This is a genomic window from Escherichia coli (assembly GCF_036503815.1).
Taxonomy (GTDB): Bacteria; Pseudomonadota; Gammaproteobacteria; order Enterobacterales; family Enterobacteriaceae; genus Escherichia; species Escherichia coli_F.
The window spans coordinates 1,983,958-2,002,989 of record NZ_AP027764.1 but is presented as its reverse complement, the minus strand read 5'-3'; the positions used below and the strand labels follow the sequence as shown (position 1 = coordinate 2,002,989).

The 19,032-nt window shown below is 55.7% G+C and carries 11 protein-coding genes; all 11 read left to right on the top strand.

Annotated features, from left to right (window positions below; translation table 11 throughout):
- The first annotated feature begins 28 nt into the window (after positions 1–28).
- The 11 genes from irp1 to AABJ99_RS09385 all read left to right on the top strand — a co-directional run bounded on the left by irp1 (position 29) and on the right by AABJ99_RS09385 (position 18,612).
- Entirely contained in the window at positions 29–9,520 is a 9,492-nt protein-coding gene (gene irp1 / locus AABJ99_RS09435) for a yersiniabactin polyketide synthase HMWP1 (protein ID WP_009484412.1), read from the top strand.
- Positions 9,517–10,617: a yersiniabactin biosynthesis oxidoreductase YbtU gene (ybtU, locus tag AABJ99_RS09430; protein WP_000982855.1), complete on the top strand. Its 1,101-nt coding sequence runs from the start codon at positions 9,517–9,519 to the stop codon at positions 10,615–10,617. The genes irp1 and ybtU overlap by 4 nt, the downstream gene beginning before the upstream one ends.
- Positions 10,614–11,417, top strand: coding sequence for a yersiniabactin biosynthesis thioesterase YbtT (gene ybtT / locus AABJ99_RS09425; RefSeq protein WP_000194280.1), 804 nt, complete (start codon positions 10,614–10,616; stop codon positions 11,415–11,417). Before ybtU ends, ybtT begins: the two co-directional genes overlap by 4 nt.
- A 3-nt stretch (positions 11,418–11,420) precedes the next feature.
- The gene (gene ybtE, locus AABJ99_RS09420) at positions 11,421–12,998 is read left to right on the top strand and encodes a yersiniabactin biosynthesis salycil-AMP ligase YbtE (protein WP_020317087.1); all 1,578 of its coding nucleotides are present in this window, start codon (positions 11,421–11,423) and stop codon (positions 12,996–12,998) included.
- 130 nt (positions 12,999–13,128) lie between these two features.
- Positions 13,129–15,150, top strand: a complete 2,022-nt coding sequence (gene fyuA, locus AABJ99_RS09415; RefSeq protein WP_000784549.1) for a siderophore yersiniabactin receptor FyuA — start codon at positions 13,129–13,131, stop codon at positions 15,148–15,150.
- A gap of 870 nt (positions 15,151–16,020) precedes the next feature.
- The gene (locus AABJ99_RS09410) at positions 16,021–16,947 is read left to right on the top strand and encodes a hypothetical protein (protein ID WP_000039781.1); all 927 of its coding nucleotides are present in this window, start codon (positions 16,021–16,023) and stop codon (positions 16,945–16,947) included.
- A gap of 139 nt (positions 16,948–17,086) precedes the next feature.
- On the top strand, positions 17,087–17,272 hold the full coding sequence (locus tag AABJ99_RS09405) for an AlpA family transcriptional regulator (protein ID WP_000205185.1): 186 nt from the start codon (positions 17,087–17,089) through the stop codon (positions 17,270–17,272).
- A gap of 21 nt (positions 17,273–17,293) precedes the next feature.
- Entirely contained in the window at positions 17,294–17,476 is a 183-nt protein-coding gene (locus tag AABJ99_RS09400) for a hypothetical protein (protein ID WP_001513329.1), read from the top strand.
- Positions 17,461–18,042, top strand: coding sequence for a DUF2857 domain-containing protein (locus AABJ99_RS09395; RefSeq protein ID WP_000937856.1), 582 nt, complete (start codon positions 17,461–17,463; stop codon positions 18,040–18,042). The genes AABJ99_RS09400 and AABJ99_RS09395 overlap by 16 nt, the downstream gene beginning before the upstream one ends.
- Entirely contained in the window at positions 18,032–18,241 is a 210-nt protein-coding gene (locus AABJ99_RS09390; RefSeq protein WP_001112404.1) for a TraR/DksA family transcriptional regulator, read from the top strand. Before AABJ99_RS09395 ends, AABJ99_RS09390 begins: the two co-directional genes overlap by 11 nt.
- Before the next feature lie 242 nt (positions 18,242–18,483).
- Positions 18,484–18,612 (top strand): Hha/YmoA family nucleoid-associated regulatory protein, encoded by a 129-nt coding sequence (locus AABJ99_RS09385; protein WP_000391563.1) that lies wholly within the window; start codon positions 18,484–18,486, stop codon positions 18,610–18,612.
- Positions 18,613–19,032: the final 420 nt, after the last annotated feature.

The following is a 19,032-nucleotide window of genomic DNA, read 5'->3' as shown; positions in this document are numbered from 1 at the left end:
TTGTGAATCTTAGGAAACGGGACCGATTATGGATAACTTGCGCTTCTCTTCTGCGCCGACAGCAGATTCCATTGATGCATCGATCGCTCAACACTACCCGGACTGCGAACCTGTCGCGGTTATCGGCTACGCCTGCCATTTTCCTGAATCGCCGGATGGCGAAACGTTCTGGCAAAATCTGCTGGAAGGTCGTGAATGCAGCCGACGCTTTACGCGCGAAGAGCTTCTGGCCGTCGGTCTGGATGCCGCCATCATTGACGATCCTCATTATGTCAATATCGGTACGGTGTTAGACAACGCCGACTGCTTCGACGCCACCCTGTTTGGCTATTCGCGACAGGAAGCGGAGTCGATGGACCCGCAGCAGCGCCTATTTTTGCAGGCGGTCTGGCATGCGCTGGAACATGCCGGTTATGCCCCCGGCGCCGTCCCCCATAAGACCGGCGTTTTCGCCTCTTCCCGGATGAGTACCTACCCCGGTCGCGAAGCATTGAACGTGACAGAAGTCGCGCAGGTAAAAGGTCTGCAATCTCTGATGGGCAATGATAAAGACTATATTGCCACCCGCGCCGCGTACAAACTCAACCTGCACGGCCCGGCGTTATCGGTACAGACCGCCTGCTCCAGCTCGCTGGTTGCCGTGCATCTGGCCTGTGAAAGCCTGCGCGCAGGCGAATCCGATATGGCGGTTGCCGGCGGCGTGGCGCTCTCTTTCCCCCAGCAGGCAGGCTACCGCTACCAGCCCGGAATGATTTTCTCTCCTGATGGTCACTGTCGTCCCTTTGACGCCTCGGCTGAGGGCACCTGGGCCGGTAACGGTCTCGGCTGCGTGGTGCTGCGTCGCCTGAGAGACGCGCTGCTGTCAGGCGATCCGATTATCTCGGTGATCCTCTCCAGCGCGGTCAACAACGACGGCAACAGAAAGGTCGGCTATACCGCCCCTTCCGTCGCAGGGCAACAGGCAGTCATCGAAGAGGCGTTAATGCTGGCGGCCATCGACGACAGGCAGGTAGGTTACATTGAAACCCACGGCACCGGCACACCGCTGGGCGACGCGATTGAAATTGAAGCGTTACGCAACGTCTATGCGCCTCGCCCGCAGGATCAGCGCTGTGCGCTCGGTTCCGTGAAAAGTAACATGGGCCATCTGGATACCGCGGCGGGCATTGCCGGACTGCTGAAAACCGTTCTGGCAGTCAGTCGCGGGCAAATTCCTCCCTTACTGAATTTTCACACCCCCAACCCGGCGCTGAAACTTGAAGAGAGCCCCTTTACCATACCGGTGTCGGCACAGGCATGGCAGGACGAAATGCGCTATGCGGGCGTCTCCTCCTTTGGTATTGGCGGCACCAACTGCCATATGATCGTCGCCTCGCTGCCCGACGCGCTCAACGCGCGCCTCCCCAATACGGATAGCGGCAGAAAAAGTACCGCGCTGCTGCTCAGCGCAGCCAGCGACAGCGCGTTGCGGCGGCTGGCGACGGATTATGCCGGGGCGCTGAGAGAGAATGCGGATGCCAGCTCTCTGGCCTTCACAGCCCTGCACGCGCGCCGTCTCGATCTCCCCTTCCGCCTGGCGGCGCCATTAAACCGTGAAACCGCCGAGGCGCTCAGCGCCTGGGCCGGTGAGAAATCGGGGGCGCTGGTTTACAGCGGCCACGGCGCCAGCGGCAAGCAGGTGTGGCTGTTTACCGGCCAGGGCTCGCACTGGCGCACTATGGGTCAAACGATGTACCAGCACTCAACGGCGTTTGCCGACACGCTGGATCGCTGTTTTTCCGCCTGTAGCGAAATGCTCACGCCGTCACTGCGCGAAGCGATGTTTAACCCCGATTCGGCGCAACTGGACAATATGGCCTGGGCGCAGCCGGCGATTGTCGCGTTTGAAATCGCGATGGCGGCGCACTGGCGTGCTGAAGGACTGAAGCCAGACTTCGCCATTGGGCATTCCGTCGGTGAATTTGCCGCTGCTGTTGTCTGCGGACACTATACGATTGAACAGGTCATGCCACTGGTTTGTCGGCGCGGCGCGCTAATGCAGCAGTGCGCAAGCGGCGCGATGGTGGCGGTATTTGCAGACGAAGACACGCTGATGCCGCTGGCTCGCCAGTTTGAGCTGGATCTCGCCGCCAATAACGGTACGCAACATACGGTATTTTCCGGACCGGAAGCCCGTCTCGCAGTATTTTGCGCCACGCTCTCGCAGCATGACATTAACTATCGTCGCCTGAGCGTAACCGGTGCGGCGCACTCCGCTTTACTGGAGCCGATACTCGATCGGTTCCAGGACGCCTGCGCGGGACTGCACGCGGAGCCGGGGCAAATACCGATTATTTCCACGCTCACCGCCGACGTCATTGATGAGTCAACGCTCAACCAGGCGGATTACTGGCGCCGACACATGCGCCAGCCGGTGCGTTTTATCCAGAGTATTCAGGTGGCGCATCAGCTCGGCGCCCGCGTTTTTCTGGAGATGGGGCCCGATGCCCAGTTGGTTGCTTGCGGGCAGCGCGAATACCGCGATAACGCATACTGGATAGCCAGCGCCCGGCGTAACAAAGAGGCGAGCGATGTCCTCAATCAGGCCCTGCTCCAGCTTTACGCTGCCGGCGTCGCCCTACCGTGGGCCGACCTGCTGGCGGGCGATGGACAACGTATCGCTGCGCCATGTTATCCGTTTGATACTGAGCGTTACTGGAAAGAGCGCGTCTCCCCGGCCTGCGAGCCTGCCGACGCAGCGCTGTCTGCCGGGCTGGAGGTGGCGAGTCGCGCCGCGACAGCGCTCGATCTCCCTCGCCTGGAAGCGCTTAAACAGTGCGCCACGCGACTGCACGCCATCTACGTCGATCAACTGGTACAACGCTGTACCGGCGATGCCATTGAGAACGGCGTGGACGCCATGACCATCATGCGCCGTGGACGTCTGCTGCCCCGCTACCAGCAGCTACTCCAGCGCCTGCTGAATAACTGCGTGGTCGACGGCGATTACCGCTGCACCGACGGGCGATACGTCCGCGCCCGCCCCATTGAACATCAACAGCGGGAATCACTGCTGACGGAACTTGCCGGTTATTGTGAAGGTTTTCAGGCTATTCCCGACACCATCGCCCGTGCCGGCGATCGGTTATATGAAATGATGAGCGGCGCGGAAGAACCGGTGGCGATTATCTTCCCGCAAAGCGCCTCCGACGGCGTGGAAGTGCTGTATCAGGAATTCAGCTTTGGCCGCTATTTCAACCAAATCGCCGCCGGGGTATTACGCGGCATTGTCCAGACGCGTCAGCCCCGCCAGCCGTTGCGTATTCTTGAAGTTGGCGGCGGAACCGGCGGCACCACCGCGTGGCTGCTGCCGGAACTCAACGGCGTTCCGGCACTGGAGTACCATTTCACCGATATCTCGGCGCTGTTCACCCGTCGCGCCCAGCAGAAATTCGCCGACTATGATTTTGTGAAGTATAGCGAGCTGGATCTCGAAAAAGAGGCGCAGTCTCAGGGTTTCCAGGCACAGTCTTACGATCTTATCGTGGCAGCGAACGTGATTCACGCCACCCGCCATATTGGCCGCACGCTCGATAATCTGCGCCCCCTGCTCAAGCCGGGCGGGCGCCTGCTGATGCGCGAAATCACCCAGCCAATGCGTCTGTTTGACTTCGTTTTCGGCCCGCTGGTTCTTCCGCTACAGGATCTCGACGCCCGCGAAGGTGAGTTATTCCTCACCACCGCTCAGTGGCAACAACAGTGCCGCCACGCCGGATTCAGCAAAGTGGCGTGGCTACCGCAGGATGGCAGCCCGACCGCCGGGATGAGCGAACATATCATTCTCGCCACGCTGCCCGGTCAGGCGGTTAGCGCCGTAACATTCACCGCGCCATCAGAACCCGTGTTGGGGCAGGCGCTGACGGATAACGGTGATTATCTCGCCGACTGGTCTGATTGCGCAGGTCAGCCCGAACGGTTTAACGCCCGCTGGCAGGAGGCCTGGCGTCTGCTTTCACAGCGTCATGGCGACGCTCTGCCTGTGGAACCGCCCCCCGTCGCCGCCCCGGAGTGGCTGGGGAAGGTTCGCTTAAGCTGGCAAAACGAAGCCTTTTCCCGCGGTCAGATGCGCGTTGAAGCCCGTCATCCTGCTGGCGAGTGGCTGCCGCTATCGCCCGCCGCGCCTCTTCCTGCGCCGCAGACGCATTATCAATGGCGCTGGACGCCCCTCAACGTCGCCAGCATTGACCAACCGCTTACCTTTAGCTTCAGCGCCGGTACGCTTGCGCGCAGCGACGAGCTGGCGCAATACGGCATCATTCACGATCCGCACGCCTCTTCGCGACTGATGATTGTTGAGGAGAGCGAGGATACGCTGGCCTTAGCGGAGAAAGTGATAGCAGCGCTCACCGCCAGCGCAGCCGGATTGATTGTGGTTACTCGCCGCGCGTGGCGAGTCGAGGAAAATGAAGCACTCTCTGCATCCCATCACGCGCTATGGGCCTTGCTTCGAGTCGCGGCCAACGAACAGCCGGAACGGTTGCTTGCCGCCATCGATCTCGCCGAAAACACCCCGTGGGAAACGCTGCATCAAGGGTTGAGCGCAGTCTCACTATCACAGCGCTGGCTCGCCGCACGGGGTGACACCCTTTGGCTCCCTTCACTGGCGCCCAATACGGGATGCGCCGCTGAATTACCGGCAAACGTGTTTACCGGCGATAGCCGCTGGCATCTGGTGACCGGAGCGTTTGGCGGATTAGGCCGCCTTGCCGTGAACTGGCTCAGAGAAAAAGGGGCGCGACGCATCGCCCTGCTGGCGCCGCGCGTGGATGAGTCATGGCTACGCGACGTGGAGGGCGGGCAGACGCGCGTCTGCCGTTGTGATGTGGGCGATGCCGGGCAACTGGCCACGGTTCTTGACGATCTGGCGGCCAACGGCGGCATTGCCGGAGCGATTCATGCCGCTGGCGTATTGGCTGACGCGCCCTTGCAGGAGCTTGATGACCACCAGCTGGCTGCCGTTTTCGCGGTAAAAGCGCAGGCGGCAAGCCAGCTGTTGCAAACCCTGCGCAACCACGACGGACGCTATCTTATTCTCTACTCTTCCGCTGCCGCCACCCTCGGCGCGCCGGGTCAGAGCGCCCATGCGCTGGCCTGCGGCTACCTGGACGGGCTGGCCCAGCAGTTTTCCACCCTTGATGCGCCGAAAACGCTCTCTGTCGCCTGGGGCGCATGGGGAGAAAGCGGTCGGGCGGCCACGCCGGAAATGCTGGCGACGCTCGCCAGCCGAGGTATGGGCGCGTTAAGCGATGCCGAAGGCTGCTGGCACCTGGAACAGGCGGTGATGCGCGGCGCCCCGTGGCGACTGGCGATGCGCGTTTTTACCGACAAAATGCCCCCGTTACAACAGGCTCTGTTTAACATCAGCGCCACAGAAAAAGCCGCAACGCCGGTCATTCCTCCTGCTGATGACAACGCCTTTAACGGCAGCCTGAGCGATGAAACAGCGGTGATGGCATGGCTGAAAAAGCGGATTGCGGTTCAGCTAAGGCTGAGCGATCCGGCGTCACTGCATCCAAACCAGGATCTGTTGCAACTCGGCATGGACTCGCTGCTCTTCCTTGAACTCAGTAGCGATATTCAGCACTTCCTGGGCGTACGCATCAATGCGGAACGGGCGTGGCAGGATCTGTCTCCTCATGGACTCACGCAGCTTATCTGTTCTAAGCCAGAGGCGACGCCTGCCGCTTCGCAGCCGGAAGTGTTGCGGCACGACGCCGACGAGCGTTATGCGCCCTTCCCTTTGACGCCCATTCAGCACGCCTACTGGCTGGGGCGAACCCACCTCATTGGCTATGGCGGCGTCGCCTGTCACGTCCTGTTTGAGTGGGATAAACGCCACGATGAGTTCAATCTCGCCATACTGGAGAAAGCATGGAACCAGCTCATCGCACGCCACGATATGTTGCGTATGGTGGTTGATGCCGACGGGCAGCAGCGAATCCTGGCGACAACGCCGGAGTATCACATCCCGCGTGACGATCTGCGCGCGCTTTCCCCGGAAGAACAGCGCATCGCGCTGGAAAAACGGCGGCATGAACTGAGCTATCGCGTTTTGCCTGCCGACCAGTGGCCTCTTTTTGAGCTGGTGGTCAGCGAAATCGACGATTGCCATTACCGTCTGCATATGAACCTCGACCTTTTGCAGTTTGATGTGCAGAGTTTTAAAGTCATGATGGACGACCTGGCGCAGGTCTGGCGCGGTGAAACGCTGGCGCCGCTCGCTATTACCTTCCGTGATTATGTGATGGCTGAACAGGCGCGCCGACAGACATCGGCATGGCACGATGCCTGGGATTACTGGCAGGAAAAACTGCCGCAACTGCCCTTAGCGCCAGAGCTGCCGGTGGTTGAGACGCCCCCGGAAACGCCACACTTCACCACCTTCAAATCGACGATCGGCAAGACAGAATGGCAGGCCGTGAAACAGCGCTGGCAGCAGCAAGGCGTCACACCGTCTGCCGCGCTGCTCACGCTGTTTGCCGCCACCCTTGAGCGCTGGAGCCGTACCACAACATTTACGCTGAACCTGACGTTCTTCAATCGCCAGCCGATCCATCCGCAAATCAACCAGTTGATTGGTGATTTTACCTCCGTCACGCTGGTTGATTTTAACTTCTCAGCGCCGGTGACGTTGCAAGAGCAGATGCAACAGACCCAACAGCGCCTCTGGCAAAACATGGCGCACAGTGAAATGAACGGTGTTGAGGTGATCCGTGAGCTGGGCCGCCTGCGCGGATCACAACGTCAACCGCTGATGCCGGTAGTGTTTACCAGTATGCTGGGGATGACGCTGGAAGGCATGACTATCGATCAGGCGATGAGCCATCTGTTCGGCGAACCCTGCTATGTATTCACGCAAACGCCGCAGGTCTGGCTGGATCATCAGGTCATGGAGAGCGACGGCGAGTTGATGTTTAGCTGGTACTGCATGGACAACGTGCTGGAACCCGGCGCTGCCGAGGCGATGTTTAATGACTATTGCGCCATCCTGCAAGCCGTCATCGCCGCCCCTGAAAGCCTGAAGACTCTCGCCAGCGGCATCGCCGGGCACATTCCCCGCCGACGCTGGCCGCTGAACGCGCAGGCGGACTACGACCTGCGGGATATTGAGCAGGCGACGCTCGAATACCCCGGCATCCGGCAGGCCAGAGCGGAAATAACCGAACAGGGCGCGTTGACGCTGGATATCGTGATGGCCGACGATCCGTCGCCATCAGCGGCGATGCCTGATGAGCACGAACTTACCCAACTGGCGCTGCCGTTGCCTGAGCAGGCGCAGCTTGATGAGCTGGAGGCGACCTGGCGCTGGCTGGAGGCGCGTGCGCTACAGGGGATCGCGGCTACGCTAAATCGTCACGGCCTGTTTACCACGCCGGAGATCGCCCATCGCTTTAGCGCAATAGTACAGGCGCTGTCCGCGCAAGCGTCTCACCAGCGTCTGCTGCGCCAGTGGCTACAGTGTCTGACGGAAAGAGAGTGGTTAATCCGCGAAGGTGAAAGCTGGCGCTGCCGCATTCCGCTCAGCGAGATTCCTGAGCCTCAGGAAGCGTGCCCGCAAAGCCAATGGAGCCAGGCGCTGGCGCAGTATCTGGAAACCTGCATCGCCCGGCACGACGCCCTCTTCTCCGGGCGGTGTTCTCCGCTGGAATTGCTGTTCAACGAGCAGCATCGCGTTACCGACGCGCTGTATCGCGACAACCCCGCCAGCGCCTGTCTGAATCGCTATACCGCGCAGATTGCCGCCTTGTGCAGCGCAGAACGGATTCTGGAGATTGGCGCCGGAACCGCAGCCACTACCGCGCCGGTGCTGAAGGCCACGCGGAACACGCGGCAGTCGTACCACTTCACGGACGTCTCCGCGCAGTTCCTCAATGACGCCAGAGCCCGTTTCCATGATGAATCGCAGGTGTCTTATGCCTTGTTCGACATCAACCAGCCGCTGGATTTCACCGCCCACCCGGAGGCGGGTTACGACCTGATCGTTGCCGTCAATGTGCTCCACGACGCCAGCCATGTCGTCCAGACGTTGCGCAGATTAAAACTGTTGCTGAAAGCCGGCGGACGTTTGCTGATCGTTGAAGCGACGGAGCGAAACAGCGTATTCCAGCTGGCGAGCGTGGGCTTTATTGAGGGATTAAGCGGATACCGCGATTTCCGCCGCCGGGATGAGAAACCGATGCTCACCCGCTCCGCATGGCAGGAGGTTCTCGTTCAGGCCGGGTTTGCAAACGAGCTGGCGTGGCCCGCGCAGGAATCGTCGCCGCTGCGCCAGCATCTGCTGGTGGCGCGTTCGCCTGGCGTAAATCGCCCGGATAAAAAAGCCGTGAGCCGCTATTTACAGCAGCGCTTTGGCACCGGTCTGCCCATTTTACAGATCCGGCAAAGAGAAGCGTTATTTACGCCGCTGCATGCCCCGTCTGATACGCCGACTGAGCCAGCCAAACCCACGCCAGTTGCCGGGGGGAATCCGGCGCTGGAAAGACAGGTGGCTGAACTCTGGCAATCGCTGCTGTCTCGCCCCGTGGCAAGGCATCACGACTTTTTCGAACTGGGTGGCGACAGCCTGATGGCGACAAGGATGGTCGCGCAGCTAAACCGGAGAGGGATTGCTAGGGCTAACCTTCAGGATCTGTTCAGCCATTCGACGCTGAGCGACTTCTGCGCCCATCTACAGGCGGCTACGTCAGGAGAGGACAACCCGATACCCCTTTGCCAGGGCGACGGTGAGGAAACCCTGTTTGTCTTCCACGCTTCAGACGGCGATATCAGCGCCTGGCTGCCGCTCGCTAGCGCGTTGAACAGGCGCGTTTTCGGCCTGAAAGCAAAATCGCCGCAGCGCTTTGCCACGCTCGACCAGATGATCGATGAGTATGTCGGGTGCATCCGTCGTCAGCAGCCTCACGGCCCTTATGTGCTGGCGGGTTGGTCGTATGGCGCGTTTCTTGCGGCGGGCGCCGCACAGCGCCTGTACGCCAAAGGCGAGCAGGTTCGGATGGTGTTAATCGATCCCGTGTGCCGACAGGATTTCTGTTGCGAAAACCGGGCGGCCCTGCTGCGCCTGTTAGCCGAAGGACAAACGCCTCTGGCACTGCCCGAACATTTCGACCAGCAGACGCCCGACAGCCAGCTTGCCGACTTTATCAGCCTCGCTAAAACGGCCGGTATGGTGTCGCAAAACCTGACGCTGCAAGCGGCAGAAACGTGGCTCGACAACATCGCGCATCTGCTGCGTTTACTGACTGAGCATACGCCGGGCGAAAGCGTTCCGGTCCCCTGTCTCATGGTGTATGCCGCCGGGAGACCCGCGCGCTGGACGCCAGCAGAAACCGAGTGGCAGGGCTGGATAAACAACGCCGACGACGCTGTGATTGAAGCCAGCCACTGGCAAATCATGATGGAAGCCCCCCACGTTCAGGCTTGTGCGCAACACATTACGCGCTGGCTTTGCGCAACCTCAACGCAACCGGAGAACACGTTATGATGCCGTCCGCCTCCCCAAAACAACGCGTACTGATTGTGGGCGCCAAATTTGGCGAAATGTACCTGAATGCCTTTATGCAGCCCCCGGAGGGGCTGGAACTGGTCGGCCTGCTGGCGCAGGGAAGCGCCCGTTCAAGAGAGCTGGCTCATGCGTTTGGCATTCCGCTGTATACCTCGCCGGAACAGATAACCAGGATGCCGGATATCGCCTGTATTGTCGTGCGTTCGACCGTCGCCGGAGGAACCGGTACGCAGCTTGCCAGACACTTTCTGACGCGCGGCGTACACGTCATTCAGGAGCATCCCCTCCACCCGGATGACATCAGTTCCTTACAAACGCTGGCGCAGGAACAGGGCTGCTGCTATTGGGTAAACACGTTTTATCCGCATACGCGCGCGGGACGCACATGGCTTCGCGATGCTCAGCAGCTGCGTCGCTGCCTGGCTAAGACGCCGCCGGTAGTCCACGCCACCACCAGCCGACAGTTGCTCAACTCCACTCTGGATTTGTTGTTGCTGGCTCTGGGCGTTGATGCCGCCGCCGTGGAGTGCGACGTGGTTGGCAGCTTTAGCGATTTTCACTGTCTGAGACTCTTCTGGCCGGAGGGAGAAGCCTGCCTGCTGCTTCAGCGCTATCTCGATCCTGACGATCCAGATATGCATAGCCTTATCATGCACCGCCTGCTGCTGGGCTGGCCGGAAGGTCATCTTTCGCTGGAGGCGAGCTACGGCCCCGTCATCTGGTCATCCAGCCTGTTTGTCGCAGACCATCAGGAGAACGCCCACAGCCTCTACCGCAGACCGGAGATCCTGCGCGATCTGCTGGGTCTGACGCGCAGCGCGGCGCCCCTGAGCTGGCGCGACTGCTGCGAAACCGTCGGGCCGGAGGGCGTCAGCTGGTTGCTACACCAGTTGCGCAGCCATCTGGCGGGCGAACATCCACCAGCGGCCTGCCAAAGCGTACATCAGATCGCGTTATCACGTTTATGGCAGCAGATTTTACGTAAGACCGGCAATGCGGAGATCAGACGCCTGACACCGCCGCACCACGACCGGTTAGCCGGTTTCTACAACGATGATGATAAGGAGGCGCTGTGACGCAATCTGCAATGTGCATCCCGCTGTGGCCCGCCCGGAACGGCAATACTGCGCATCTGGTCATGTGCCCTTTCGCTGGCGGCAGCAGTAGCGCGTTTCGCCACTGGCAAGCTGAGCAACTGGCTGATTGCGCGCTTTCTCTGGTGACCTGGCCGGGGCGCGATCGCCTTCGCCATCTGGAACCGCTCAGAAGCATTACACAACTGGCGGCACTGCTGGCGAACGAGCTGGAAGCATCCGTATCGCCTGACACGCCGCTTTTACTCGCCGGGCACAGCATGGGGGCGCAGGTGGCGTTTGAAACCTGCCGACTTCTGGAGCAACGGGGGCTTGCGCCACAAGGACTGATTATTTCCGGGTGCCATGCCCCGCATCTGCATTCTGAACGCCAGCTCAGCCATCGCGATGATGCCGACTTTATCGCTGAGCTGATAGACATTGGCGGATGTTCTCCTGAACTGCAGGAAAACCAGGAATTAATGTCGCTGTTTCTTCCTCTTCTGCGCGCTGATTTTTACGCCACCGAGAGCTATCACTACGACTCGCCCGACGTCTGTCCGCCGCTGCGCACGCCTGCGCTGTTATTGTGCGGCAGCCACGATCGCGAAGCCTCCTGGCAGCAGGTCGATGCCTGGCGTCAGTGGCTGAGCCACGTTACAGGCCCGGTGGTGATTGACGGCAATCATTTCTATCCCATTCAACAAGCCCGGTCCTTTTTTACGCAGATTGTCCGCCATTTTCCCCACGCATTTTCTGCAATGACCGCGTTGCAAAAACAGCCCAGTACTTCAGAAAGGTGACGCATGAATTCTTCCTTTAAATCTCTGATTGAACAGTATCCCTTACCCATTGCCGAACAGTTGCGCCACTGGGCGGCCCGTTATGCCTCGCGAATTGCCGTCGTTGATGCAAAGGGGTCGTTAACCTACAGCGCGCTTGATGCACAAGTTGACGAACTTGCCGCAGGTCTGTCATCACTGGGTTTGCGTTCGGGGGAGCATGTAATTGTGCAGCTTCCCAACGACAACGCGTTTGTTACCCTGCTGTTCTCCTTGTTAAGACTGGGCGTTATCCCCGTGCTGGCGATGCCCTCGCAACGGCCGCTGGATATCGACGCGCTGATTGAGCTGGCGCAACCCGTCGCTTACGTTATTCACGGGGAAAACCACGCAGAGCTGGCCCGACAGATGGCGCACAAACACGCCTGCTTGCGTCATGTTCTGGTCGCTGGAGAGACCGTGAGCGACGATTTTACGCCGCTCTTCTCCCTTCACGGTGAGCGACAGGCATGGCCGCAGCCTGATGTTTCCGCCACCGCGTTGTTGTTGCTCTCAGGCGGCACAACCGGCACGCCCAAACTCATCCCGCGCCGACATGCCGACTATAGCTATAACTTCAGCGCTTCTGCTGAACTGTGCGGCATCAGCCAACAGAGCGTGTATCTCGCCGTCCTCCCGGTGGCGCATAACTTTCCGCTGGCCTGCCCCGGTATTCTGGGAACGCTTGCCTGCGGCGGAAAAGTGGTGCTGACCGACAGCGCCAGCTGTGATGAGGTGATGCCTTTAATCGCGCAGGAAAGAGTGACTCACGTCGCCCTGGTTCCGGCGCTGGCGCAATTATGGGTGCAGGCCAGGGAGTGGGAAGACAGCGACCTTTCGTCGCTGCGCGTCATTCAGGCAGGCGGCGCCCGGCTCGACCCGACGCTTGCTGAGCAGGTTATCGCCACCTTTGACTGTACCCTGCAACAGGTTTTCGGTATGGCGGAAGGCCTGCTCTGTTTTACCCGGCTGGACGATCCGCATGCCACCATTCTCCACAGCCAGGGGCGCCCGTTGTCCCCTCTGGATGAAATCCGCATCGTTGATCAAGACGAGAACGACGTCGCGCCGGGCGAAACCGGGCAATTGTTAACGCGCGGCCCTTATACCATTTCGGGCTATTACCGCGCCCCTGCCCACAACGCGCAGGCCTTTACCGCGCAAGGGTTTTACCGCACAGGCGACAATGTCAGGCTGGATGAGGTAGGGAACCTGCACGTTGAGGGACGCATAAAAGAGCAGATCAACCGCGCCGGAGAAAAAATAGCCGCGGCTGAAGTGGAATCGGCACTGCTGCGTTTAGCGGAAGTGCAAGATTGCGCGGTGGTCGCCGCGCCGGACACGCTGCTTGGCGAGCGGATTTGCGCGTTTATCATCGCGCAGCAGGTGCCAACTGACTATCAGCAGTTGCGTCAACAACTGACCCGTATGGGGCTCAGCGCGTGGAAAATTCCTGACCAAATCGAGTTTCTGGACCACTGGCCGCTCACCGCCGTCGGCAAGATAGACAAAAAACGCCTGACGGCTCTCGCCGTCGACCATTATCGCCATTCTGCCCAATAAGCGCAAACCGACCCGAAACAGGTTGAAATAAACCCGTTTCGGGTAGCACCACTATTAGAAATAGTTATCATTTTCAATTCACCATTGTCGGTATTTTTGGCGTTTCGCCGTCTTACAGGGACTCACAACAATGAAAATGACACGGCTTTATCCTCTGGCCTTGGGGGGATTATTGCTCCCCGCCATTGCTAATGCCCAGACTTCACAGCAAGACGAAAGCACGCTGGTGGTTACCGCCAGTAAACAATCTTCCCGCTCGGCATCAGCCAACAACGTCTCGTCTACTGTTGTCAGCGCGCCGGAATTAAGCGACGCCGGCGTCACCGCCAGCGACAAACTCCCCAGAGTCTTGCCCGGGCTCAATATTGAAAATAGCGGCAACATGCTTTTTTCGACGATCTCGCTACGCGGCGTCTCTTCAGCGCAGGACTTCTATAACCCCGCCGTCACCCTGTATGTCGATGGCGTCCCTCAGCTTTCCACCAACACCATCCAGGCGCTTACCGATGTGCAAAGCGTGGAGTTGCTGCGAGGCCCACAGGGAACGTTATATGGCAAAAGCGCTCAGGGCGGGATCATCAACATCGTCACCCAGCAGCCGGACAGCACGCCGCGCGGCTATATTGAAGGCGGCGTCAGTAGCCGCGACAGTTATCGAAGTAAGTTCAACCTGAGCGGCCCCATTCAGGATGGCCTGCTGTACGGCAGCGTCACCCTGTTACGCCAGGTTGATGACGGCGACATGATTAACCCCGCGACGGGAAGCGATGACTTAGGCGGCACCCGCGCCAGCATAGGGAATGTGAAACTGCGTCTGGCGCCGGACGATCAGCCCTGGGAAATGGGCTTTGCCGCCTCACGCGAATGTACCCGCGCCACCCAGGACGCCTATGTGGGATGGAATGATATTAAGGGCCGTAAGCTGTCGATCAGCGATGGTTCACCAGACCCGTACATGCGGCGCTGCACTGACAGCCAGACCCTGAGTGGGAAATACACCACCGATGACTGGGTTTTCAACCTGATCAGCGCCTGGCAGCAGCAGCATTATTCGCGCACCTTCCCTTCCGGTTCGTTAATCGTCAATATGCCTCAGCGCTGGAATCAGGATGTGCAGGAGCTGCGCGCCGCAACCCTGGGCGATGCGCGTACCGTTGATATGGTGTTTGGGCTGTACCGGCAGAACACCCGCGAGAAGTTAAATTCAGCCTACGACATGCCGACAATGCCTTATTTAAGCAGTACCGGCTATACCACCGCTGAAACGCTGGCCGCATACAGTGACCTGACCTGGCATTTAACCGATCGTTTTGATATCGGCGGCGGCGTGCGCTTCTCGCATGATAAATCCAGTACACAATATCACGGCAGCATGCTCGGCAACCCGTTTGGCGACCAGGGTAAGAGCAATGACGATCAGGTGCTCGGGCAGCTATCCGCAGGCTATATGCTGACCGATGACTGGAGAGTGTATACCCGTGTAGCCCAGGGATATAAACCTTCCGGGTACAACATCGTGCCTACTGCGGGTCTTGATGCCAAACCGTTCGTCGCCGAGAAATCCATCAACTATGAACTTGGCACCCGCTACGAAACCGCTGACGTCACGCTGCAAGCCGCGACGTTTTATACCCACACCAAAGACATGCAGCTTTACTCTGGCCCGGTCGGGATGCAGACATTAAGCAATGCGGGTAAAGCCGACGCCACCGGCGTTGAGCTTGAAGCGAAGTGGCGGTTTGCGCCAGGCTGGTCATGGGATATCAATGGCAACGTGATCCGTTCCGAATTCACCAATGACAGTGAGTTGTATCACGGTAACCGGGTGCCGTTCGTACCACGTTATGGCGCGGGAAGCAGCGTGAACGGCGTGATTGATACGCGCTATGGCGCACTGATGCCCCGACTGGCGGTTAATCTGGTCGGGCCGCATTATTTCGATGGCGACAACCAGTTGCGGCAAGGCACCTATGCCACCCTGGACAGCAGCCTGGGCTGGCAGGCGACTGAACGGATGAACATTTCCGTCTATGTCGATAACCTGTTCGACCGTCGTTACCGTACCTATGGCTACATGAACGGCAGCAGCGCCGTCGCGCAGGTCAATATGGGTCGCACCGTCGGTATCAATACGCGAATTGATTTCTTCTGATTATTGTAAAAGGGATACCGAAAAGGTATCCCTTTTACACCACTAGTTAAAACCAGTAACTCAGCAGAGTCGCAAAAAATATTAATCCATAGTGATTATTTAAACAATGAAATTGCGATTAGGACAAATAGATTTAACTTTCTCGTTCCTTTCTCTCCTTATACTAAAGAAATAATCATATCAAAATAAAAATTCACAACAGTGCAACATTAAAAACACAACCAACAAACAATCCTATATACAAGGCACATCTCCAGAATATAAAAGCACAGACAAACAACCTAAAAAAACAACCCGAATTAATAAAACCTTTACAATTACACACCCTCAACTCAAAACAATTTCGAAAACTCAAAGATTTCATCGGCAAAAACAGTCATTAACACATATATTTTTTGAAATTCTGTAGAGTAAAACTGATATAAAGCATTTATCATATTAACATATCAATAAGTGCAAACTTAAAAATCAAAAGTTAGGGTTCAGTAAAACCAATTCGCCACAAAAAAAACCACCCCATACATATAAATTATTTTATAGGTAAAATAGATTATATATTCTCATAGCTACCACAAACTATACTAGCCTGAACTATATTTATTCTTCTGCAATCAATGCATACATAACACAAATATCACTCAGGTACACTACTCAAACCACGCTGGGATTTTTCCTCAAGTTATAATCATCACCCCGAAAATCATTCGGCATTTACTCATTAAATAGTCACCCCATAGGCCTGTACATGTTTACTCAGAAATATACATCCTTTTCTCTGTCACAAACCCTCTGATTAATCATAAATAAATACTTGTGACACCAATCTTTTTCCTTAACGGAACGAATTGTTGTGTAGAAGGAGATAATATTATGTCAAAAAAATATCAGCCATTGCTTATAACTCATTATATGTCAACATGGGTCACTATAACGGAAGCAGTTGAGATCACTACCAAAGCCATAAAACAAAAAATTACTCCTAGCGATATTTATCGTCATGCCTTGAGTGGCAACATCCTACTATCGGTCTATTTCCAGTCTCCTGTGATACTTAAGAAGATACAAACTTTTAATGGAAAAATAAAATTCAGGCAGTTTGAGGGAGACCTACTTGATAAACTATGCATGCTTGACAGGGACGGTTTTATTTATGGTCAAAATTTAAGACTCTGTACAGAAGCCAGATATGTTTGTCCTGTGCAACAAATTATAGATACCCCCCTGATAGGCTATGAATATGTTTTGATTCAGCGCATACTGGCACGTGAACTTAAATTCCCCTCCCCAATTGTGGGGGCAAGAAAAACTAACCATGGTATTATAGTAAGATTTTCAGAGGAGCTTTTTCAAATTTTCGAAACGATGAGTTGGAAAGAACGCGTAGAAAAACAAATTTCCAGACTACCTAAAAACACAGCATTAGATGTCATAAAAAAACTAACAGAAGTGACGACCATAAAATATAATCACAATGGGTGTTTTCCTCTTTATACATTACCGCCTGATGCCTGTTTTGTTATTCGCCACACCGAAGTCGAAAGACTAATTAATTTATACAAAAAAAGGGAGAGTCATCCCATTTCACCTTCCCGTATGACAACACCGTTATCACGCCTGTTTTGGCTGGCCTGCAAGCACAATGATATTATCAGCCCACTGCTGAATCATCCCTATAAGCTCCTTTCTATTTTTGAACAATGGGCATCAGGCGATGGCATCGGGGAAAAACTGGACGCTGAAACACTGAAAAATGCGCTGAAGCGTGGTTCGCCATCTTCGACATCCTTATCCGGCTAATACCATCCCCATTTGTAATGGCCGACAACCCTAAATAAGGGTTTTGCATCCCTTATTTAGGGCTCACCAGCTTTCTCTCAGGCTTCCACTGTGTTTTTTTATTCTCCGGCCACCGTTTATTTCAGTCACAGGAGGATATATGACATCTTATCAGTTACTACGCCTCAGACAGGTTGAGCAAAAAACAGGGCTGAAGCGTTCACAGATATACCTTTATATGAAAGAGGGTGCATTTCCCCGTTCAATAAAAATAGGCCCTGCTAGTGTTGCCTGGCTCGAGTCTGAGATTGACGAGTGGATCAACAAAAAGTTATCTGACCGATAAAGACGCAATGAGGAGAAGATGATGAACATTAATATCCCGGCACTCATAAACTTCGATCCTGCAGGTATAAAAAAAAGCACCTGCATGTATATTTCAGACCTGCCCGGTATTGTGCTATATGACACTATACCATTCACTGAATATTCAGCTGAATTACTGAGTACTTATTCAGTTAAGGAGTCAATTTCATGCTTCCATCCCTGAATCATATTATATTAACCGTTGCTCTTCAGGCGCTACGGGAAGGAAATATTCATCACTGCGAAACTATGGGATTCACTTACGATGAAATGAATTTGCTCGGTTGCTTATCAATAAACGATCTTATCACCCTCAGTCAGGCACCTTTACCGCTTGTCGATATTACTATCCGCCATGATGTCCTGCAAAAATTACTGGCATCATCCCACGAGGAAAACAGGCGTCAGGAACAACTGAACAGAGCTGTCAGGCTGGGGGGCTCAATCGCACTGATGAACCGTTATTTCGGGGTTGGCTCCAGAGAAACCTGTGCACGCCGCCGGTTACTCGGTGTCTCCGTTCCAAACGGGAGAACACCCATTCCGGATGAAGAAACCGATGCTGCAATCTGGCATCAGTGGCAAAAATATCGGGTCGAAAACATTGATTCCCCGGAGGCGCTGGACGCCATGATGCTGGTTACAGAAAACCTTTCATCGTGTACTGCCCCCTCGCTGACCGTTGTCTGGAACTGCATCACGCATTGCGAAAGAAAGAACACGGTAAGGAGAATACAACGTGCCAGATGAAATCGATCGCGATCAGGCGTTTAATGAACGGTGCCTAGAAGCACTGATTGAACAAAGCCGGTTAAGACCCACACCGACACCTTCCCTGCAGCACTGTCGATTATGCGGCAAGGCTATTCCGGAAAAACGCCGTCAGACGCTGCCGGGTGTAACAACCTGTACTGACTGTCAGTCGATACTGGAGAAACGCAGACGTTAAATCTGTATGTGCGGAGGAGAATAGCTCCGCACATTTTAATATGCACCAGCCGGCTTGTTTTCAGGTTCCCGTGCCTCCATGTCATGGATGAATAACCTGCTCACATCTCCTGCTGTGGCAATCCTTTTTTACAGTCAGTACACCAGAGGTCAGACATGAACAAACCGGCAAACAAGATGGAATTCGTCAGAAAACTGCGGTAAATAAATGACGGCAGCCTGCTGGAAAAGGTTGTCGGGCATATGGAAGAAAAGCTCACAGGGAATGAGCTTGAAATGCTTTATGCCGCAGCAGATTATCGCCGCGCAGAGATTGTAATGAACCAGTACTTTGATAAGGTTCCCGGTAATGCCTGGAAATATGTCAGATAACTCTGTGTTTTTTATGCAACAGGTACAGACGGATACCACTGCGGCATGAAAACGAATTTCACCACCCGGCCCGGTAAGTATCGGCCTAAGTGGCCAGGAAACGTTTAACCAGATTAAAGACCGTCCCTTACAACAAAAGGGACTACTGTATTCCTGTCTTTCACGCCTTACACATTATTGTCGTTACCAAATTCAGCCACAGAGACAGCATACAACCCCATCTGAAATATAAAGAAAGTCTTCCTCCGGATGTTTAATTTAACCTGATAATAATCAACAAATATTATTATCAGCCCGCCCGTCATCATTCATGCACACACACACCGTGCCAGTAATACGTTAATTTCACATACTTTTTTATCATTCCTTCCGGTATTTATTTTCCCGTTAAAATTTCATTACCCCTCCTGCATCCTGACC

Coding starts and splice junctions, on each gene's coding strand:
- AABJ99_RS09400 (WP_001513329.1), top strand. CDS start 17,294: ATGAACATTAATATCCCGGCACTCATAAACTTCGATCCTGCAGGTATA.
- fyuA (WP_000784549.1), top strand. CDS start 13,129: ATGAAAATGACACGGCTTTATCCTCTGGCCTTGGGGGGATTATTGCTC.
- ybtU (WP_000982855.1), top strand. CDS start 9,517: ATGATGCCGTCCGCCTCCCCAAAACAACGCGTACTGATTGTGGGCGCC.
- AABJ99_RS09395 (WP_000937856.1), top strand. CDS start 17,461: ATGCTTCCATCCCTGAATCATATTATATTAACCGTTGCTCTTCAGGCG.
- ybtE (WP_020317087.1), top strand. CDS start 11,421: ATGAATTCTTCCTTTAAATCTCTGATTGAACAGTATCCCTTACCCATT.
- AABJ99_RS09405 (WP_000205185.1), top strand. CDS start 17,087: ATGACATCTTATCAGTTACTACGCCTCAGACAGGTTGAGCAAAAAACA.
- AABJ99_RS09385 (WP_000391563.1), top strand. CDS start 18,484: ATGGAAGAAAAGCTCACAGGGAATGAGCTTGAAATGCTTTATGCCGCA.
- AABJ99_RS09410 (WP_000039781.1), top strand. CDS start 16,021: ATGTCAAAAAAATATCAGCCATTGCTTATAACTCATTATATGTCAACA.
- irp1 (WP_009484412.1), top strand. CDS start 29: ATGGATAACTTGCGCTTCTCTTCTGCGCCGACAGCAGATTCCATTGAT.